Annotated in this window: 18 protein-coding genes; 14 read left to right on the plus strand and 4 right to left on the minus strand. The window is 64.6% G+C overall.

The window, feature by feature from the left end:
* The first annotated feature begins 1 nt into the window (after position 1).
* Positions 2 to 1,771 (plus strand): branched-chain amino acid ABC transporter ATP-binding protein/permease, encoded by a 1,770-nt coding sequence (locus QA642_RS43760; protein ID WP_283082342.1) that lies wholly within the window; start codon positions 2 to 4, stop codon positions 1,769 to 1,771.
* Positions 1,768 to 2,499, plus strand: a complete 732-nt coding sequence (locus tag QA642_RS43765; protein WP_283082343.1) for an ABC transporter ATP-binding protein — start codon at positions 1,768 to 1,770, stop codon at positions 2,497 to 2,499. Before QA642_RS43760 ends, QA642_RS43765 begins: the two co-directional genes overlap by 4 nt.
* 180 nt (positions 2,500 to 2,679) lie before the next feature.
* On the opposite strand, the gene QA642_RS43770 is transcribed toward QA642_RS43765, so the two are convergent.
* Positions 2,680 to 3,315 (minus strand): pyridoxamine 5'-phosphate oxidase family protein, encoded by a 636-nt coding sequence (locus tag QA642_RS43770; protein ID WP_283082344.1) that lies wholly within the window; start codon positions 3,313 to 3,315, stop codon positions 2,680 to 2,682.
* A gap of 122 nt (positions 3,316 to 3,437) precedes the next feature.
* Between QA642_RS43770 and QA642_RS43775 the strand changes: the two genes are divergently transcribed.
* Positions 3,438 to 4,322: a LysR family transcriptional regulator gene (locus tag QA642_RS43775; protein WP_283082345.1), complete on the plus strand. Its 885-nt coding sequence runs from the start codon at positions 3,438 to 3,440 to the stop codon at positions 4,320 to 4,322.
* A gap of 170 nt (positions 4,323 to 4,492) precedes the next feature.
* Here QA642_RS43775 and QA642_RS43780 read toward each other — a convergent pair whose 3' ends face one another.
* Together QA642_RS43780 and pobA are read right to left on the minus strand one after the other, a co-directional pair.
* Entirely contained in the window at positions 4,493 to 4,912 is a 420-nt protein-coding gene (locus QA642_RS43780) for a PaaI family thioesterase (protein WP_283082346.1), read from the minus strand.
* Positions 4,913 to 5,144: 232 nt separating this feature from the next.
* Entirely contained in the window at positions 5,145 to 6,314 is a 1,170-nt protein-coding gene (gene pobA, locus QA642_RS43785) for a 4-hydroxybenzoate 3-monooxygenase (RefSeq protein ID WP_283082347.1), read from the minus strand.
* Positions 6,315 to 6,578: 264 nt separating this feature from the next.
* Here pobA and QA642_RS43790 point away from each other — a divergent pair, with 264 nt between their 5' ends.
* The 11 genes from QA642_RS43790 (at position 6,579) to QA642_RS43840 (ending at position 16,385) form a co-directional block, all read left to right on the plus strand.
* Positions 6,579 to 7,595, plus strand: a complete 1,017-nt coding sequence (locus QA642_RS43790) for a TRAP transporter substrate-binding protein (protein ID WP_283082348.1) — start codon at positions 6,579 to 6,581, stop codon at positions 7,593 to 7,595.
* A gap of 198 nt (positions 7,596 to 7,793) precedes the next feature.
* Complete coding sequence (locus QA642_RS43795; protein WP_283082349.1) at positions 7,794 to 8,330, plus strand: TRAP transporter small permease; 537 nt, start codon at positions 7,794 to 7,796, stop codon at positions 8,328 to 8,330.
* Positions 8,331 to 8,332: 2 nt separating this feature from the next.
* Complete coding sequence (locus QA642_RS43800) at positions 8,333 to 9,652, plus strand: TRAP transporter permease (RefSeq protein WP_283082350.1); 1,320 nt, start codon at positions 8,333 to 8,335, stop codon at positions 9,650 to 9,652.
* Positions 9,653 to 9,872: 220 nt separating this feature from the next.
* Positions 9,873 to 10,331 carry a DUF3237 domain-containing protein gene (locus tag QA642_RS43805; RefSeq protein ID WP_283082351.1) on the plus strand — a complete coding sequence of 153 codons (459 nt, stop codon included), beginning with the start codon at positions 9,873 to 9,875 and terminating at the stop codon, positions 10,329 to 10,331.
* Between the two features lie 44 nt (positions 10,332 to 10,375).
* The gene (locus QA642_RS43810; protein WP_283082352.1) at positions 10,376 to 10,564 is read left to right on the plus strand and encodes a type II toxin-antitoxin system HicA family toxin; all 189 of its coding nucleotides are present in this window, start codon (positions 10,376 to 10,378) and stop codon (positions 10,562 to 10,564) included.
* A 5-nt stretch (positions 10,565 to 10,569) separates the two neighbouring features.
* Positions 10,570 to 10,968 carry a type II toxin-antitoxin system HicB family antitoxin gene (locus QA642_RS43815; protein WP_283082353.1) on the plus strand — a complete coding sequence of 133 codons (399 nt, stop codon included), beginning with the start codon at positions 10,570 to 10,572 and terminating at the stop codon, positions 10,966 to 10,968.
* Between the two features lie 189 nt (positions 10,969 to 11,157).
* A complete protein-coding gene (locus QA642_RS43820) occupies positions 11,158 to 11,967 on the plus strand; it encodes a crotonase/enoyl-CoA hydratase family protein (RefSeq protein ID WP_011090568.1) in 810 nt (269 codons plus the stop codon).
* Positions 11,964 to 13,850: a feruloyl-CoA synthase gene (locus tag QA642_RS43825; RefSeq protein WP_283082354.1), complete on the plus strand. Its 1,887-nt coding sequence runs from the start codon at positions 11,964 to 11,966 to the stop codon at positions 13,848 to 13,850. The genes QA642_RS43820 and QA642_RS43825 overlap by 4 nt, the downstream gene beginning before the upstream one ends.
* A 25-nt stretch (positions 13,851 to 13,875) precedes the next feature.
* Entirely contained in the window at positions 13,876 to 14,637 is a 762-nt protein-coding gene (locus QA642_RS43830) for an SDR family NAD(P)-dependent oxidoreductase (protein WP_212426096.1), read from the plus strand.
* Between the two features lie 85 nt (positions 14,638 to 14,722).
* Entirely contained in the window at positions 14,723 to 15,142 is a 420-nt protein-coding gene (locus QA642_RS43835) for a thioesterase family protein (protein ID WP_061029942.1), read from the plus strand.
* Between the two features lie 91 nt (positions 15,143 to 15,233).
* Positions 15,234 to 16,385: an ABC transporter substrate-binding protein gene (locus QA642_RS43840; protein ID WP_235543200.1), complete on the plus strand. Its 1,152-nt coding sequence runs from the start codon at positions 15,234 to 15,236 to the stop codon at positions 16,383 to 16,385.
* Positions 16,386 to 16,698: 313 nt separating this feature from the next.
* Here the strand turns inward: QA642_RS43840 and QA642_RS43845 are convergent, their stop codons facing one another.
* A complete protein-coding gene (locus QA642_RS43845; RefSeq protein WP_283082355.1) occupies positions 16,699 to 17,427 on the minus strand; it encodes a glutathione S-transferase family protein in 729 nt (242 codons plus the stop codon).
* Between the last annotated feature and the right edge of the window lie 8 nt (positions 17,428 to 17,435).

Below are 17,435 nucleotides of genomic sequence, written 5' to 3' on the forward strand. Positions count from 1 at the left end.
CATGCAGAGCCGGCTTCCCATTCTCGTCTTTGCACTGGTCATGGCGGCAATTCCATTCGTCCCTGGCATGCCGCCGTTCTGGATCGTGCTGCTCGACAACATCGGCCTTGCCGCCCTGGTCGCGATGGGCCTCGTGCTGCTCACCGGCGTCGGCGGCCTCACCTCGTTCGGTCAGGCCGCCTTCGTCGGCTTCGGCGCCTACACCACGGCGGTGCTGACGACGACCTATGGCCTGTCGCCGTGGCTGACGCTGCCGCTGTCGCTCGTGGTCAGCGGATCGCTGGCGGTGTTGCTCGGGCTGATCACCGTCCGCCTCTCCGGGCACTATCTGCCGCTCGGCACGCTCGCCTGGGGGCTCGGCCTGTTCTACCTGTTCAGCAAGCTGGAGTTTCTCGGCCGTAACGACGGCATCTCGGCGATCCCGCCGCTGTCGGTCGGCACGTTCAAGATGCTGTCGCCCGGCTCGATCTATTACGCGATCTGGGTCGCCGTGATCGTCTCGGCGCTTCTGACCATGAACCTGCTGGACTCCCGCACCGGCCGCGCCATCCGCGCGCTGCGGCGCGGTCATGTCGCGGCGGAAGCTTTCGGCGTGCACACGCCGCGCGCCAAGCTCCTGGTGTTCATCCATGCCGCGGTGCTCGCCGGCCTCTCCGGGTGGCTCTACGCCCATCTCCAGCGCGCGGTGAACCCGACACCGTTCGGTGCGCAGGCCGGCATCGAATATCTCTTCATCGCGGTGGTCGGCGGCGCCGGCTACGTCTGGGGTGGCGTGCTGGGCGCGGCGATCGTCGTGGTGCTGAAGGAGGTGCTGCAAAGCTATTTGCCGCTGATCCTGCCGGGCTCCGGCCAGGTCGAGACCATCGTGTTCGGCATCATGCTGGTGGCGCTGCTGCAGCTCGCGCCCGGCGGCGTGTGGCCCTGGCTGATGTCGTTCCTGCCCGAGCGCAGCGGTGGCAAGAAGCCCGACACCTCGTTGAAGCTGGAGCACCGCCCGCGCTCGTCCGGCGAGTCCCGCATCCTCCTTCAGGTCGAGAAGGCGCGAAAACAGTTCGGCGGCGTGGTTGCGGTCAACAACGTCTCCTTCGACGTCCAGGCCCGCGAGATCGTCGCGCTGATCGGCCCGAACGGCGCCGGCAAGAGCACGACCTTCAACCTGATCACCGGCGTGTTGTCGGCTACATCAGGCTCGATCTCGGTGCTCGGCAGGAAAGTCGACAAGGCGCCGCCGCAGGAAATCGTCAAGCTCGGCATCAGCAGGACCTTTCAGCATGTGAAGCTGGTGCCTGACATGACCGTGCTGGAGAATGTCGCGATCGGCGCGCATCTGCGCGGCCATTCCGGACCCGTTTCCTCGATGCTGCGGCTCGACCGCGCCGACGAGGCAAAGCTGATCGCCGAGGCCGCCCGCCAGATCGAGCGCGTCGGCCTTGCCGACCAGATGCACCAGCTGGCGGGCTCGCTGTCGCTCGGCCAGCAGCGCATCGTCGAGATCGCCCGCGCGCTCTGCGTCGATCCGATGCTGCTGCTGCTCGACGAGCCGGCCGCTGGCCTACGCCACATGGAGAAGCAGCGGCTCGCGACGCTCTTGCGCGAGCTGCGCGACGGCGGCATGAGCGTGCTTCTGGTCGAGCACGACATGGGCTTTGTGATGAACCTCGCCGACCGCATCGTGGTGCTCGATTTCGGCACCAAGATCGCGGAAGGCACGCCCGCCACGATCAAGACCAATCCCGAAGTCATCAAGGCCTATCTCGGAGTGGCGGCATGAGCGCCCTGTTGTCCGTCACCGACGCGCATGTGTCTTACGGCAAGGTCGAAGCCGTGCGCTCGGTCTCGCTCGAGGTCGGCGCCAACCAGATCGTCACCATCGTCGGCGCCAACGGCGCCGGCAAGACCACGCTGCTCTCGGCCATCATGGGCATCCTGCCGCTGAAGGGCCGCGTCGCCTTTGCGGGCCAGGATCTCGCCCGCCTCGACATCGAGGATCGCGTCGCGATGGGGCTTGGCCTCGTGCCGGAACACCGCGAATTGTTCGTGACCATGAATGTCGAGGACAATCTCGAGCTCGGCGCGTTCCGGATCGAGAAGAGCAGGGCGAAGACCTCGATCGAGCGGATCTACACGCTGTTTCCGCGCCTGAAGGAGCGCCGCAAGCAGCTCGCCGGCACCTTGTCCGGTGGCGAGCAGCAGATGCTGGCGATGGGGCGTGCGCTGATGGGCGAACCAAAGCTCCTGATGCTGGACGAGCCGAGCCTCGGCCTTGCCCCGATCATCGTCGCCGACATCTTCCGTATCGTCACCGAGCTGCGGGCTGCCGGCGTCTCGGTGCTGCTGGTCGAGCAGAACGCGCAGGCCGCGCTGAAGATCGCGGACCATGCCTATGTGATGGAGCTCGGCGAGTTCGTGCTGAGCGGCAAGGCCAGCGACATCGCCGCGAACGAACGGGTGGCGGCGAGCTATCTCGGCTTCCAGCACGAAGCCGCGAGTGTGATCTGATTTCGCGGCCGACTCTTCTTCCCTTCTCCCCTTGCGGGAGAAGGTGGCGCGAAGCGCCGGATGAGGGGTTCTTTCCGCTCGCCACTGTGTTTGTGAGGATAGAGACCCCTCACCCGTCTCGTCGCTACGCGACGAGCCACCCTCTCCCGCAAGGGGAGAGGGTGCACCGAGCAAGCCGCTCTAGCTTTCGTTAGCGGATGGACTCGCCTTCCCCTTCAGCGCCGCGACCTCCGCCTCAAGCTCGGCGATCCGCTGATCCCGCGCCGCGAGTGCCGCTGCAACATCCGGCGCATCAAACTTCTGCGGGATGTGCTGCGGGCAGTTGGTGTCCCAGGCTGCGATCTTGAACAGGATCACCTGCTCCGGCCTCGCGCGGTAACCCTTCGGCATCAGGGCCGTCATCAGCGCCTCGTCGTCCTCGACCACGCGCGCCTCGCCCCAGATCTTCACCCTCCGGCGATGGGCGTAGTCCATGACGAAGATGTAGGCCTTGGGATTCTCGGACAGGTTTCCTTGGGTGATGTACTGCCGGTTGCCGGCGTAATCGGCGAAGGCGAGCGTCTGCTTGTCCAGCACCTTGAGAAAGCCCTTGGGCCCGCCGCGGTGCTGGATGTAGGGCTGGCCGTCGGCCGAGGCCGTCGCAAAATAGAAGCTGTTGGCGTCAGCCAGGAACGCCGCGAGGTTCTCGTCGACCTCGGTGCGCCATCCCCGCTGCTCGGCATGGGCATAGCCCTCGCGCGATCCCTTTCGGGTCTGGATCGATTTCACGGCCGGCGAGAAGGCGACGTCGCTGGCATAGGTGTGGACTGCGGTCATCGGAACATCTCCTGAAATTCCGGCGCATTTTCTGCGTCTTTCGGTGACTAAAATGGACCTTCCGGCGATTAAAACAATCTCGCCGCTTGACACCTCATCATTGCGTAATATGCAATAATGCCATGGACCGCCTTGAGGCCATGCACGTCTTCGTCACCGTCGCCGATCTGCGTGGCTTTGCGCCGGCGGCGCGAAAACTGCGGCTGTCGCCCTCGGCGGTGACGCGGCTGATCGCGGCGCTGGAGGAGCATCTCGGCGCCCGGTTGCTGCAACGGACCACGCGGCAGGTGCGGCTGACCGATGTCGGCACGCGCTATCTGGAGCGCGCGCGGCGCATCCTCGCCGATGTCGAGGAGGCCGACGGCTCGGCGCAGGAGGAGCGCAACCGGCCGAGCGGACGCCTCGTGGTGTCGGCGCCGGTCGGCTTCGGCCGGCTGCATGTCGGACCGGTCATGACCGAATATCTGAAACGCTATCCAGAGATCGCTTGCGAGCTCCGACTGTCTGATAATCTCGTCAATCTCGTCGAGGACGCGGTCGACGCCGCCGTGCGCATCGGCCATCTCGCGGATTCCTCGCTGGTTGCGCGCCAGGTCGGCGAGATGCGGCGCCTCGTGGTGGCCGCGCCGGGCTATCTCAAACGCCATGGCGAGCCGAAGACGCCGGAGGCGCTGCCCGACCATCAGACCATCCAGTTCGGCCCGTCGGCCGGCTGGCGCTTCGAGCAGGACGGCCGCGAGATCGAGGTGACTCCGTCGCCCCGCTTCACCAGCAACAGCGCCGACGCAGCGCTGCAATATGCCGAGGCCGGCGGCGGCGTGACGCGCGTGCTGGCGTATCAGGCCGCCGAAGGCCTGAAGCGCGGGCGGCTCAAAATCGTACTGGCGAAATACGAGCAGCCGGCGCTGCCGGTCCACATCGTCTACCCGACCTCGCGCCTGCTCTCGGCCAAGGTGCGCGCGTTCATCGATCTCGTGGTGGAGACGGCGGAGTGGCGGTTTGGGTGAGGTCTCGTGTCCCGGACGCGCTGCAACGCGTAGCGTTGCTGCGCAGAGCCGGGACCCAGGAGGCCACGCCGTAAGCTGCGGATGGATGGGCCCCGGCTCTGCAGCGCACCGCACCGGACGATGCTACGCATCGCCGGGAGCGCTGCGCCGCGTGCGGGGCACGAGACCGGCTACCCCGGCTTCGGCACCACCCTAAACGTCCCGCTGGCGCGCGCGATCACGACGTCGTCGGCTTTCACCAGGGCTTGCGCGAAGCAGATCGTCTTGCCGGTCTTGATCACATCGCTCTCGATCGAACACCACTGGCCGATCTCGGCGGAGCCGACGAAATCGACCGAGAGCGAGACCGTCACGAATGACGTGGTCCAGCCCGTCGCCTGTGCGCAGCTATAGCCCATCGCGTTGTCGGCGAGCGCCGTGATGAGGCCGCCATGGATCAGGCCGCGCCCGTTGGTGTGCGGCTTCGCCAGCCGCAGGCCGATGATGACGGCCTTGTCGGTTTTCTTCGCGTATAGCGGCTCCCAGGGTTCGGTGAGCGGGCTCTTGCGGAACAGCGGCTCGAAGCCGTCGGGGATGTCGGTGGAGGTCATGACTGTCTCGCGTGTCGTTGGCTGCCGCCATTGAACGCGATGTGGATGACAGTTTCACCGCCTACAAAGTTTTAAACGGGATTTGCGCGGGTGTTTGAAATGGATAGCACCGCAATGACAGCGCCGTAGGGTGGGCAAAGGCGCGAAGCGCCGTGCCCACGATCTTCCCATCATTACGAAAGCTCGTGGGCACGCTTCGCTTTGCCCACCCTACGGCACCGACTGTGCCGCTCTAAAATGGCAGGCCCACGTAGTTCTCCGACAGCGAGGTCATGGCGGCTTGCGACTGCGTGACGTAATCGAGCTCGGCGAGCTGGATCCGTGCGCCGATGGTGCCGGTGTCGGGGAATTTGTGCAGCATCGACGTCATCCACCAGGAGAAGCGCACGGCCTTCCAGACCCGCGCCAGCGCCGTGGCGGAATAGGCGTCGATGCCGGCGCTGGATTTCTCGTCATAGAACTCGCGCAGCGCGCTGGACAAATAATGCGCATCGCTGGCCGCCAGATTCAGGCCCTTGGCGCCGGTCGGCGGCACGATATGGGCAGCGTCGCCGCACAGGAACATCTTGCCGAAGCGCATCGGCTCGGCGACGAAGCTGCGCAAGGGCGCGATGCTCTTCTCGATCGACGGGCCCGTGACGAGACTGTCGGCCGCCTCCTGGTCGAGCCGGCTCTTCAATTCGTCCCAGAAGCGGTCGTCCGGCCACTGGTCGACATGGTCGTCGAGCGAGCACTGCACGTAATAGCGGCTACGCTTCATGGAGCGCATGGTGCAGAGCGCGAAGCCGCGGGCGTGGTTGGAATAGATCAACTCATGGCTGACCGGCGGCGTCTCGGAGAGGATACCGAGCCAACCGAACGGATAGACCCGCTCGAACTCCTCGATCGCGGAGGCCGGCACGCTGGCGCGGCTAACGCCATGAAAACCGTCGCAGCCGGCGATGAAATCGCAATCGAGGGTATGGGTGACGCCGTCCTTCACATAGGTTACGCGCGGGTGACCGCCGTCGAAATCATGCGGCCGCACGTCCCTGGCTTCATAGACCGACACAAGACCGGCGGCCTTGCGCGCATTCATCAGGTCGAGCGTGACCTCGGTCTGGCCGTAGATCATGACCGTCTTGCCGGTCGCGCCCTTCATGTCGATGCGGTGACGGCGTCCGGAGAAGGCAAGCTCGATGCCCTCGTGCACCAGGCCTTCGGCATGCGCCCGTCCGCCGGCACCGATCTGGTCGAGCAGCGCCACGGTTCCCTCCTCCAGGAGGCCGGCGCGGATGCGCCCGAGTACGTAGTCCGGGCTCTGCCGCTCCAGAATGACGTTGTCGATGCCGTATTGATGCAGCAGTTGCCCAAGCAACAATCCGGCCGGACCGGCCCCGATGATTGCGACTTTTGTCCGCAATACTTGCTCCTCCCGATTTTGTAGAGTGCGGCGCGGTCACGCTTGTCGCGTCGATCCGCAGACGATAATTATATCATATAATCGTTGGGCAAAAGGGGACCGCTCGTCGCCGCACCGCGACAAACCCGTGCAACATCGCTGACGTAGATGACGCGACAAGGTGCGCGCCAGTTCCGGCTTGAACCCGCCGGCCAATTAGATAACATGTTAACTAACGAGACCGGGCCAGCGAAGCCCGCGGTCAGAAAGAGGGAGAGACGTGTGATGAGGAAAGCCTGTCTGGCTTTGCTGCTGGCAGCAAGCATGACGCCCGCGTTCGCGCAGGACAAGACCTTCGACCTGAAGGTTTCGCACTGGGTGCCGGCGTCGCACCCGCTGCAGAAATCCCTGGAGGACTGGGTAGCCGCGGTGAACAAGGATTCCGGCGGCACCATCACGGGCAAGGTGTTTCCGGCCCAGCAACTCGGCAAGGCCTTCGACCATTACGACATGGCCCGCGACGGCATCGCCGACGTCACCTATGTCAATCCCGGCTACCAGCCCGGCCGCTTCCCGATCATCGGCGCCGGCGAGTTGCCGTTCCTGATCTCCGACGCCAAGGGCGGCTCGATGGGGCTGGACGCCTGGTATCGCAAATATGCCGAGAAGGAGATGAAGGACGTCAAATACTGCCTCGCCTTCGTCCATTCGCCCTCCTCCTTCCACTCCAAGACCAAGAAGATCGTGATGCCGGAGGACGTGAAGGGCCTGAAGATCCGCCCGGCGCACGCCACCATGGCGAATTTCGTCACCTCGCTCGGCGGCACCAATGTGCAGTCGTCCGCGCCGGAAGTGCGCGACATCATCGAGCGCGGCGTCGCCGACGGCGTCACCTTCCCCTGGGGCTCCCTGGTGCTGTTCGGCATCGACAAGGTGACCAAGTACGACATGGAGGCGCCGCTCTACACCACGACCTTCGTGTTCGTGATCAACAAGGACAAGTACAATGCGATGTCCGACAAGCAGAAGGCCGCGATCGACAAGAACTGCACGGTCGAGATGGCCGGCGCGGTCGGCGAGCATTGGGGCAAGTTCGAGGATGCCGGCATCGACAAGGTGAAGGCGGAATCCGGTCACGAGGTCTACAAGCTCACGGCGGAACAGACTGCCGCCTGGAAGAAGGCGTCCGAGCCGCTGGTGAAGACCTGGGGCGACGGCGCCAAGAAGGCCGGTGCCGATCCGGATGCGGCGCTTAGCGAGCTAAAGGCCTCGCTGAAGAAGTACAACGCGCTGGCGGAGTGAGGCCGCGACGCGATGGGTCTTTCCTCCCTCTCTCCCCGTCCTTACGGGGAGAGGGTTGGGGTGAGGGGCTGCTTCTACAAAGACGGTGACAGCGCGTTCGCGGAGAGGCCCCCTCACCCGAATTCGAGCTACGCTCGAATTCGACCTCTCCCCGCAAGCGGGGCGAGGTGAAGTCCGCGGCGAGACCGAGATCAAACAATGACCTCACACGACGACACACTTCGCACAAAGCGCTCCTGGATGGACCGCATCATCGACACGATCGAATGGATCGCGGCCGGCTTCGTCGGCATCGTCGCGCTCGACATCTTCCTGTCGGTGCTGCTGCGCAACACGCTGAACTATTCGATCCCCGACAGTTTCGACATCGGCCGCATGTTGCTCGGCATCCTGATTTTCTGGGGCATCGCCGCGACCTCCTATCGCGGCACCCACATCACCGTGGACCTCGTCTGGGGCAATGTCGGGCCGCGCTATCAGCGCTGGATCGACGTGTTCGCAACCCTGGTGCTGCTGTTCGTCGTCACGGTGCAGACCTGGACGCTGTTCGACAAGGTGCGCGGCACCTACAACGACAACGTCCAGACGTTCGACATGCACATGCCGACCTGGCCATTCTTCGCGATCGCCTGGATCGGCGACGTCTCGGCCGTGCTGCTGATCGCGATCCGCACCTACCGGCTGATCTTCCATCCCGAAGAGATGCACGACCCCAAGCTGAAGGCGACGGAGTAATCATGAGCACCGATGCCGTCGCCGTTATCGGCTTCGTTTCCCTGTTCGTCCTGATGCTGCTGCGCGTGCCGGTCGGCATGGCCATGGGCCTCGTCGGCGTGTCCGGTTTTGCCTATCTCGTCAACGGAACGGCGGCGCTGAAGCTGGTCGGCCAGACCTCGATGCGCACCGTCACCGACTACACCTTCGGCGTCATCCCGATGTTCCTGCTGATGGGCTCCTTCGTCAGCCATTCCGGCATGAGCCGCGAGCTGTTCCGCGCCGCCAACGGCTTTGTCGGACATTTGCGCGGCGGGCTCGGCATTGCCACGGTCGGCGCCTGCGGCGGCTTTGCCGCGATCTGCGGCTCGTCGGTGGCGACCGCCGCAACCTTCTCCGCCGTCGCCTATCCCGAGATGCGCCGCTTCGGCTATCCGCAGTCCTTTGCGACCGGCGTGATCGCCGCCGGCGGTACGCTGGGCGCGATGCTGCCGCCCTCCACCGTGCTCGCGGTCTACGGCATCATCACCGAGCAGGACATCGGAAAGCTCTTCATCGCCGGCATCATTCCGGGCCTCTTGGCGATGACCATGTACATGATCACGATCTTCCTGATCGGATACTTCCGGCCCGACTTCCTGCCCAAGGGCAAGGTGCTGCCGTGGCGCGAGCGCTTTGCCGGCCTGAAGGACATCTGGGCGCCGGTGCTGCTGTTCGTGTTCGTGATCGGCGGCCTCTACGGCCTGCCCTTCCTGCCGCGCTTCACGCCGACGGAAGCCGGCGGCGTCGGTGCCGCGGGCGCGTTCATCATCGGCGTGGTCACGGGACGGCTCGACCGCGAGAAGATCCTGGCCTCGCTGCTCCAGGCAACGCGCACCGCGGCCGCGGTCTTCACCGTGCTGATTGGCGCGTTGATCTTCGGCTATTTCCTGACGGTGACGCAGACGCCGCAGAAGGTGACGGAGTTCCTCACCGGGCTCGGCCTCGGTCCCTACGGCGTGCTGGCGCTGATCATGGTGATGTATCTCGTGCTCGGCTGCCTGATGGACGCCATGGCGATGATCATCCTGACCGTGCCGATCATCTTCCCCGTGATCACCCATCTCGGCTTCGACCCGATCTGGTTCGGCGTCATCATCGTGATGACTGTCGAGCTCGGCTTGATCCACCCGCCGGTCGGCATGAACGTCTTCGTCATCAAGAGCGTGGTGAAGGACGTATCGTTCTCCACCATCTTCAAGGGCGTGATCCCGTTCGTGGCGACGGACCTGATCCGGCTACTGATCCTGATCGCGTTCCCGCTGCTGGCAACGTGGCTGCCGACGCGGATGATGGCGCATTGATGGGGTCTGTATGAGTGCGCGCCGCATGGCGAGCTCTCTTCCCTCTCCCCTTGTGGGAGAGGGTGGCTCGCCGCGAAGCGGCGAGACGGGTGAGGGGTCTCTCTCCGCATGCACACTTGCCTTTGCGGAGACAACCCCTCATCCGGCGCTTCGCGCCACCTTCTCCCACAAGGGGAGAAGGAAGGGCACCACGCTTGGCGCGATGGATTGGAGATAACCAATGGCTCCCACCCTCGAAACAAAATACGTCTTCACCATCACTGCCCGCATCGGCGACGTCGTCACCGCCGGCGAGACCGGGATCGGCGTTCGCCGCATCATCCCGATCATCGGCGGCGAAGTCACGGGCACGATCACCGGCAAGGTGCTGCCGTTCGGCGCCGACTTCCAGACCATCCGCCCCAACGAGCTGATCGATCTCGAAGCCAAATACGCCTTCGAGACCGACGACGGCGCGACCGTCTATGTCGAGAACAAGGGCCTGCGCTTCGGCCCCGTCGAGCTGTTGCAAAAGCTCAAGCGCGGCGAGCCGGTCGATCCGAAGCTGATCTATTTCCGCACCGTGCCGCGGTTCGAGACGGGGCACGAGAGATATCGCTGGCTGATGGAGCACATCTTTGTCGGCTCGGCGGCGCGGCATGCGGACCGGGTGGTGATCGACGTGCATCAGGTGATCTGACCTGTTCGTTGACAGATATACGCAAATGTGTATAAATACACACCATGAATAGCCGAGACATCATCTCGGCCCTTCAGAGGGATGGCTGGGTCCAGGCGGCTCAAAAAGGCAGCCACGTCCAACTCAAGCACCCAACGAAACCAGGTCGCGTCACCGTCCCTCATCCGAATCGGGACATCCCGCTAGGGACATTAAAGAGCATCGAGCGGCCGTCCGGCCTGAAGCTGAGGTGAGCGCTATGCGTCATTACATCGGTCTCATCCATAAAGATGCCGACAGCGATTTCGGCGTGTCGTTTCCCGATCTGCCGGGCCTTGTCACCGCAGGGACCACGCTCGATGAAGCGCGCGACGTGGCCGAGGAAGCGCTAGCGCTTCATCTCGAAGGCATGGCTCAAGACGGCGAAGCCATTCCCGCGCCATCGTCGCTCGAGCAGATCATGTCGGATCCAGAGAACCGCTCGGGCGTTGCCATTCTGGTGTCGGTGAAGGACGCGCAGCCAAAGATCGTCCGCGTCAATGTCACCTTGCCCGGCGATGTGCTGGAGCAAATCGATAAATACGCCGAGGCCCACGGCTACACGCGATCGGGCCTGCTTGCGCAAGCCGCCAAGAAGCTGATGACCGAGACGGTCTGAGCAGGAACCTCGTCATTGCGAGGAGCAAAGCGACGAAGCAATCCAGACTGTTTCCGCGGGGGCAGTCTGGATTGCTTCGCTGCGCTCGCAATGACGGAGGATGCGGCAACGCCCGCACTTTACACACCGGCGCCATATTGACTCCCCCGAAATTCGTTATACAACATAACTATTCTGACAAGGACGCAAATGACACAGGGAAACGCCGAGACCGCTGATGCGGGCGCCTCTGGGCTGTTGAGGATCGAGAGGGCGGACCGGGTTCTGACCGTGGGTCTGAACCGGCCGGCCAAGCGCAATGCGCTCAATGACGGCATCATCCTGGAAATCGGCGAATGTTTCGCGTCGCTGCCCGAGGACATCGGCGCGGTCGTGATCCACGGCATCGGCGATCATTTCTCCTCAGGCCTCGACCTCTCCGAGCTGACCGAGCATGACGCGACCGGCGGCCTCCTGCATTCTCAGATGTGGCACCGCGTGTTCGACCGCATCCAGTACAGCCGCGTGCCTGTCATCGCGGCGCTCAGGGGCGCCGTGATCGGCGGCGGACTGGAGCTCGCCTGCGCCGCGCATATCCGCGTCGCTGAGCCCTCGACCTATTTCGCGCTGCCGGAGGGACAGCGCGGCATCTTCGTCGGCGGTGGCGGCTCGGTGCGGCTGCCGCGGCTGATCGGCGTTGCCCGGATGATGGACATGATGCTGACGGGGCGCGTCTACAGCGCGACCGAAGGCGCCTCCTATGGCTTCGCGCAATATCTGACGGAGGCCGGCAACGGGCTCGGCAAGGCGCTGGAGCTTGCGACCAAGATCGCCTCCAACGCGCCGCTGACGAATTTCGCCGTGCTCCAGGCACTGCCGATGATCGCGGAGGCCAATCCTCAAACGGGTCTGTTGATGGAGTCGCTCATGGCGACCGTCGCGCAGAGCGACAAGGAGGCCAAGCGCAGGATCCGCGAGTTCCTCGAACACAAGACCGCCAAGGTAAAGCCGAAGTCATGAGCGCGCAGCCGTCCTCTTCGTCCAGCATGGAGCGCGGCGCGAGCACTTCCCCGCTACGGCCCATTTCGTTCGGCGATCCCGTCGTCAACATCGAGCGGCGCGACGACGGCACGATCTATCTCAGGCCCAAGCAGCCGCTCGGCGACTATCCGGCTCGCATCACCGACCGCCTGCATCATTGGGCGACGACGACGCCGGACCGCGTCTTCATGGCCGAGCGCGACGGCGGCCGCTCCTGGCGCAAGATCACCTATGCCGAGCTGCTCACCGCGAGCCGGCACATCGCATCGAGCCTGATTGCGCGCGGCCTGTCGGCCGAGCGGCCGGTCGTGATCCTCTCCGGCAATTCGATCGACCATGTGCTGCTCGCGTTCGGCGCATTCTATGCGGGCGTCCCGTTCTGCCCGGTGTCCCCTGCCTATTCGCTGGTGTCGAAGGACTACGGCAAGCTCTCTTACCTGATGAAGCTGCTGACGCCCGGCCTCGTCTTCGCCGACGATGCCGATAAGTTTGCCGATGCGCTCGCGGCCAATGTCTCGCTCGGCACCGAGATCGCGGCGTCTTACGGCAGCGTGCCCGGCCGCGACGTCACCCTGCTCGCTGATCTCATGGCGACGCCGATCCGCGACGACCTCGACGCAGTGCACGGCAAGATCGGCCCCGACACCATCGCAAAATTCCTGCTCACCTCGGGCTCGACCGGCAATCCCAAGGCCGTCATCAATACCCAGCGCATGATCTGTGCCAACCAGGTGATGCTGCGCGAGACGCTCGCCTTCCTCAAGGACGAGCCCCCCGTCATCATCGACTGGCTGCCCTGGAACCACACCTTTGGCGGCAACCACAATATCGGGCTGACGCTCTACAATGGCGGCTCGATGTATCTGGACGCCGGCAAGCCGGTGCCCGGCGGCATCGAGGAGACCGTGCGCAATCTCCAGGAGATTTCGCCGACGGTCTATTTCAACGTGCCCAAGGGCTATGAATCGCTGCTGCCGTACTTGCGCGACGACCAGGGCCTGCGCGCAAAATTCTTCGACCGCCTGCACGCGATGTTCTTCTCCGGCGCGGCACTGTCGCCGTTCGTCTGGAACAGCCTCGACGAGCTCGCGGTGAAGGAAAAAGGCTATCGCGTGCCGATGCTGACCGGCCTTGGCGCGACCGAGACCGCGCCGTTCTTCATGTCGGTCAATCCGCGCACCAGCCGCTCCGGTCATGTCGGCCTGCCCGTTTCGGGCAACGACGCAAAACTGGTGCCGAACAACGGCAAGCTGGAGGTCCGCGCCAAGGGGCCGAACGTGATGCCCGGCTACTGGCGCCAGGCCGACATCACCGCAAAGTCCTTCGACGAGGAAGGATTTTACAAGTTAGGCGATGCGCTCAAGCCGTCCGACCCTGATGATCTCAACGCCGGCTTCGATTTCGACGGCCGCGTCAGCGAGGACTTCAAGCTCGCCAGCGGCACCTGGGTCAGCGTCGGCCCGCTGCGTGCACGCCTCACCGCCGCCTGCGCGCCGCTGGTGCGCGACGTCGTCATCGCCGGCATCAACCGCGACGAGATCTCCGCGCTGGTCGTGCTCGACCTCGACGGCTGCCGCCTGATCAATCCGACGCTGCCGGCGGACGATCTCGTCGTCGCCACGCGCGACCGGCTGGTGCGCGAGGCTTTCCGCGAGCGCCTGACCCGTTTCCTTAGCCAGGCCACGGGATCCTCGACCCGGATCACACGCGCGATCCTGATGGACACGCCGCTCTCGATCGACAAGGGCGAGGTCACCGACAAGGGCTCGATCAACCAGCGCGCGGTGCTGGAGCATCGCACGGCATTGATCGACGAGCTCTACGCTGCCAATCCGTCGGACCGTGTGATATCGGTCGCTTAAGAAATCATCGCCACAGGAGAACGCCATGTTGTTGAAGGATCAGGCAGCCATCGTCACCGGCGGCGCATCGGGACTGGGCGCGGCGACTGCGCGAAAGCTGGCGGCGCAGGGCGCCAAGGTCGCGGTGTGCGATCTCAACGCCAAGCTCGCTGAAACCGTTGCCGCCGAGATCAAGGGCGTCGCCGTGACCTGCGACGTCTCCGATGCGGCCTCCGCTGAAGCCGCGATCGCGCAGGCGACCAAGGCCCATGGCCCGGCGCGCGTGCTGGTGAACTGCGCCGGCATCGGCGTTGCAAAACGCGTCGTCGGCCGCGACGGCCCGATGGCGCTCGCCGATTTCGACAAGGTCATCAAGGTCAATCTGATCGGCACCTTCAACATGCTGCGCCTTGCCGCGACCGAGATGTCCAAGCTCGAGCCGCAGGCATCAGGCGAGCGCGGCGTCATCATCAACACCGCCTCCGTCGCTGCGTATGACGGCCAGATCGGCCAGTCCGCCTATTCGGCCTCCAAGGGCGGCATCGTCGGCATGACGCTGCCGATCGCGCGCGAGCTGGCGCAGTTCGGCGTCCGCGTGCTGACCATCGCGCCCGGCCTGTTCCTGACGCCCCTGCTCGCCAACCTGCCGCAGGAAGCGCAGGATTCGCTCGCGGCCGCGATCCCCTTCCCGCGCCGGCTCGGCAACGCCGACGAATTCGCCGCGCTCGCGCTGCACATGGTCGAGAATTCGTACCTGAACGGCGAAGTGGTGCGCCTCGACGGCTCGCTGCGCATGGCGCCGAAGTAAATGATGAGCGGGATTGCAGCAGCGATCTCGACCTTACCTCTCCCATTGGGAGAGGTGTGGCGCAGCGCTAGTGGATAGATAACGCATGTTCGTGAACCGGCGCGAGGTCCAGATCCAGTGGGGCGATTGCGACCCCGCCAACATCGTCTACTACCCGCGCTATTTCGCGATGTTCGACGATTCGACCTCGACCCTGTTCGAGGTCGCCGGCTTCTCCAAGCAGGACCTGGTCCGCAAATACGGCCTGGTGGGCATCCCCATGGTCGACACGCGGGCCAAGTTCTACATCCCCTCGACCTATGGCGACTGGATCACCATCGAGACGAAGATCGAGAGCATCAAGCGCTCGAGCTTCGAGGTGAAGCACAATGTCTACAAGGGCGAGGCACTGGCGATCGAGGGTTTCGAGACCCGCGTCCTCGTCGGCCGCGATCCCGTTAACCCCGACAAGCTGAAATCGGCACCGTTTCCTGCGGAAATGGTAGCCAAATTCACCGGGAGCTAGGCCTGGAGCTAAATCGCCGCATCACCAAAAGACGGGGCTGAATTCACGTCCGATTTCTGCTTTCAAAGAAAACACGTCAAGGGAGGAATAGATGAAACGCTTTTACCTGACCGCCGCCATTGCCGCCGCGACGCTCGCCCTGCCGGCGCTGCCAGCGCTGGCCCAGACCGCCGAAATCACCATCGGCATCACCACCACCACGACCGGCCCGGGCGCGGCGCTCGGCATTCCCGAGCGCAACGCGCTGGAATTCGTGCCGAAGGAAATCGGCGGCGTGCCGCTGAAGGTGATCGTGCTCGACGACGGCGGCGATCCCACCACCGCGACGACCAACGCCCGCCGCTTCGTGACGGAATCGAAGGCCGACATCATCATGGGCTCGGCGCTGACGCCGCCGACCATCGCGGTCTCCAATGTCGCCAATGAAGCCGGCATTCCGCATTTCGGTCTGGCGCCGTTCCCGATCACGCCCGAGCGCATGAAGTGGTCGGTGGCGATGCCGCAGCCGATTCCGATCGTCGGCAAGGTGCTGTACGACCACATGAAGTCCAAGGGTGTGAAGACGCTCGGCTATATCGGCTATTCCGACTCCTACGGCGATCTCTGGTTCAACGATCTGAAGGCGCAGGCGGTGCCGATGGGCATGACCATCGTCGACGAGGAGCGCTTCGCTCGTCCCGATACGTCGGTCACCGGACAGGTGCTCAAGCTCGTCGCCGCCAATCCCGACGCGATCCTGGTCGGCGCCTCCGGCACCGCGGCCGCGCTGCCGCAGACCGAGCTGCGCGAGCGCGGCTATCAGGGCCTGATCTACCAGACCCATGGCGCCGCCAGCATGGACTTCATCCGCATCGCCGGCAAAGCGGCCGAAGGCGTGCTGATGGCATCCGGCCCGGTGATGGACCCCGAGGACCAGCCGGACGAAGCCGCCACCAAGAGGCCGGGCCTCGCGCTGAACTCGGCCTATGAGGCCAAGTACGGCCCGAACAGCCGCAGCCAGTTCGCCGGCCATTCCTACGATGCCTTCGAGATCCTGAAGCGCATCATCCCGGTGGCGTTGAAGACGGCCAAGCCGGGCACGCCGGAATTCCGCGAAGCGATCCGTCAGGCGCTGCTGTCGGAGAAGGAACTCGCGGCGAGCCAGGGCGTCTACAACTTCACCGAAAAGGACCGCTACGGCGTCGACGAGCGCGCGCGCATCCTGCTCACGGTGAAGAACGGCAAGTACACGCTGGTGAAGTAGGCACAGCGACAGTTCGAGACGACGAGAGCCGGCCCGACGGGCCGGCTCTTTTGTTTTTGGATCTGAGATTAGCGAGCGTGAAGTCGAATCGGGTTCGGCCAAAAGCAGCGCTCTCTCCGTTCCCTCCCCCCTTGCGGGGGAGGGTCAGGGAGAGGGGTGCCACACGGGGATTCTATCGATCCCGCACCTGCTCTTGGCGCCTCATCGACAACCGGCACCTTTTGCTGGGCTACCCCTCTCCCTTGCCCTCCCCCGCAAGGGGGGAGGGAACGCACCGTCACTGCAGCGCGAGTCTGGTCTCATCCATCAGGCCTCAGGCCGCCTGCCGCAGCGGGGTCCAGGCGAACTCGGGATAATAACTGTCCATCATGCGGTCGACATAGGCGGTGAGGTTCGGAAATCCCTCGGCGCGCTGGCGCAAGGCCGATTCGAAGAACGGCGTGAGGATCCCCGCGAGCATGCCGAAGGCGGCAGCATCGACGCCGCAGGGCTTGTTGCCCATCAGATAGGCCTTGTCGCCGAGCTGCACCGAGAGCGCGAACAGCGAGCGCACGGCGAGATCGACGTCGTCGTCGGGCGCGTGACGGCCGAGGCCGGAGAGCAGATAATTCTCGGCGACGCGGAATTGCGCGTCCTCGCGCAGCTTCTCGCGGTTGTGTTCCGGCGCGCCGTCGAAGAAATGCGACGGGCCCTTGGCGAAGTTGACCGGATCGACCCAGCGCGCGCCGACCAGCGCCCAATAGACGTGATGCTCGATCATCCGCTCGAACGCCCAGGCCTGCGCGCGCTCGGCCAGCGACAGGCCGGCGTCGAAATCGAAGCCGTAGCGGCGCTCGATATGGGCGCGGATGAAGGTGGAATCGGCCACCGCCTCGCCGCCATCGTCGATGAAGGGCAGCTGCCCCTTCGGGGACGCGGGCGGCATCGCGCGCTCCTTCCGGTAGGGCAGCCCTGCCATCTTGAGCTGCACCTCGGTCTTGGTGACGAAGGGGCTGATTTCCGGCAGGCCGAAGCCGGTGCCAAAGCCATAAAGCGTGATCATGCGCGTTC

Origin of the sequence: Bradyrhizobium sp. CB2312 (assembly GCF_029714425.1) — a bacterium.
Lineage (GTDB): Bacteria > Pseudomonadota > Alphaproteobacteria > Rhizobiales > Xanthobacteraceae > Bradyrhizobium.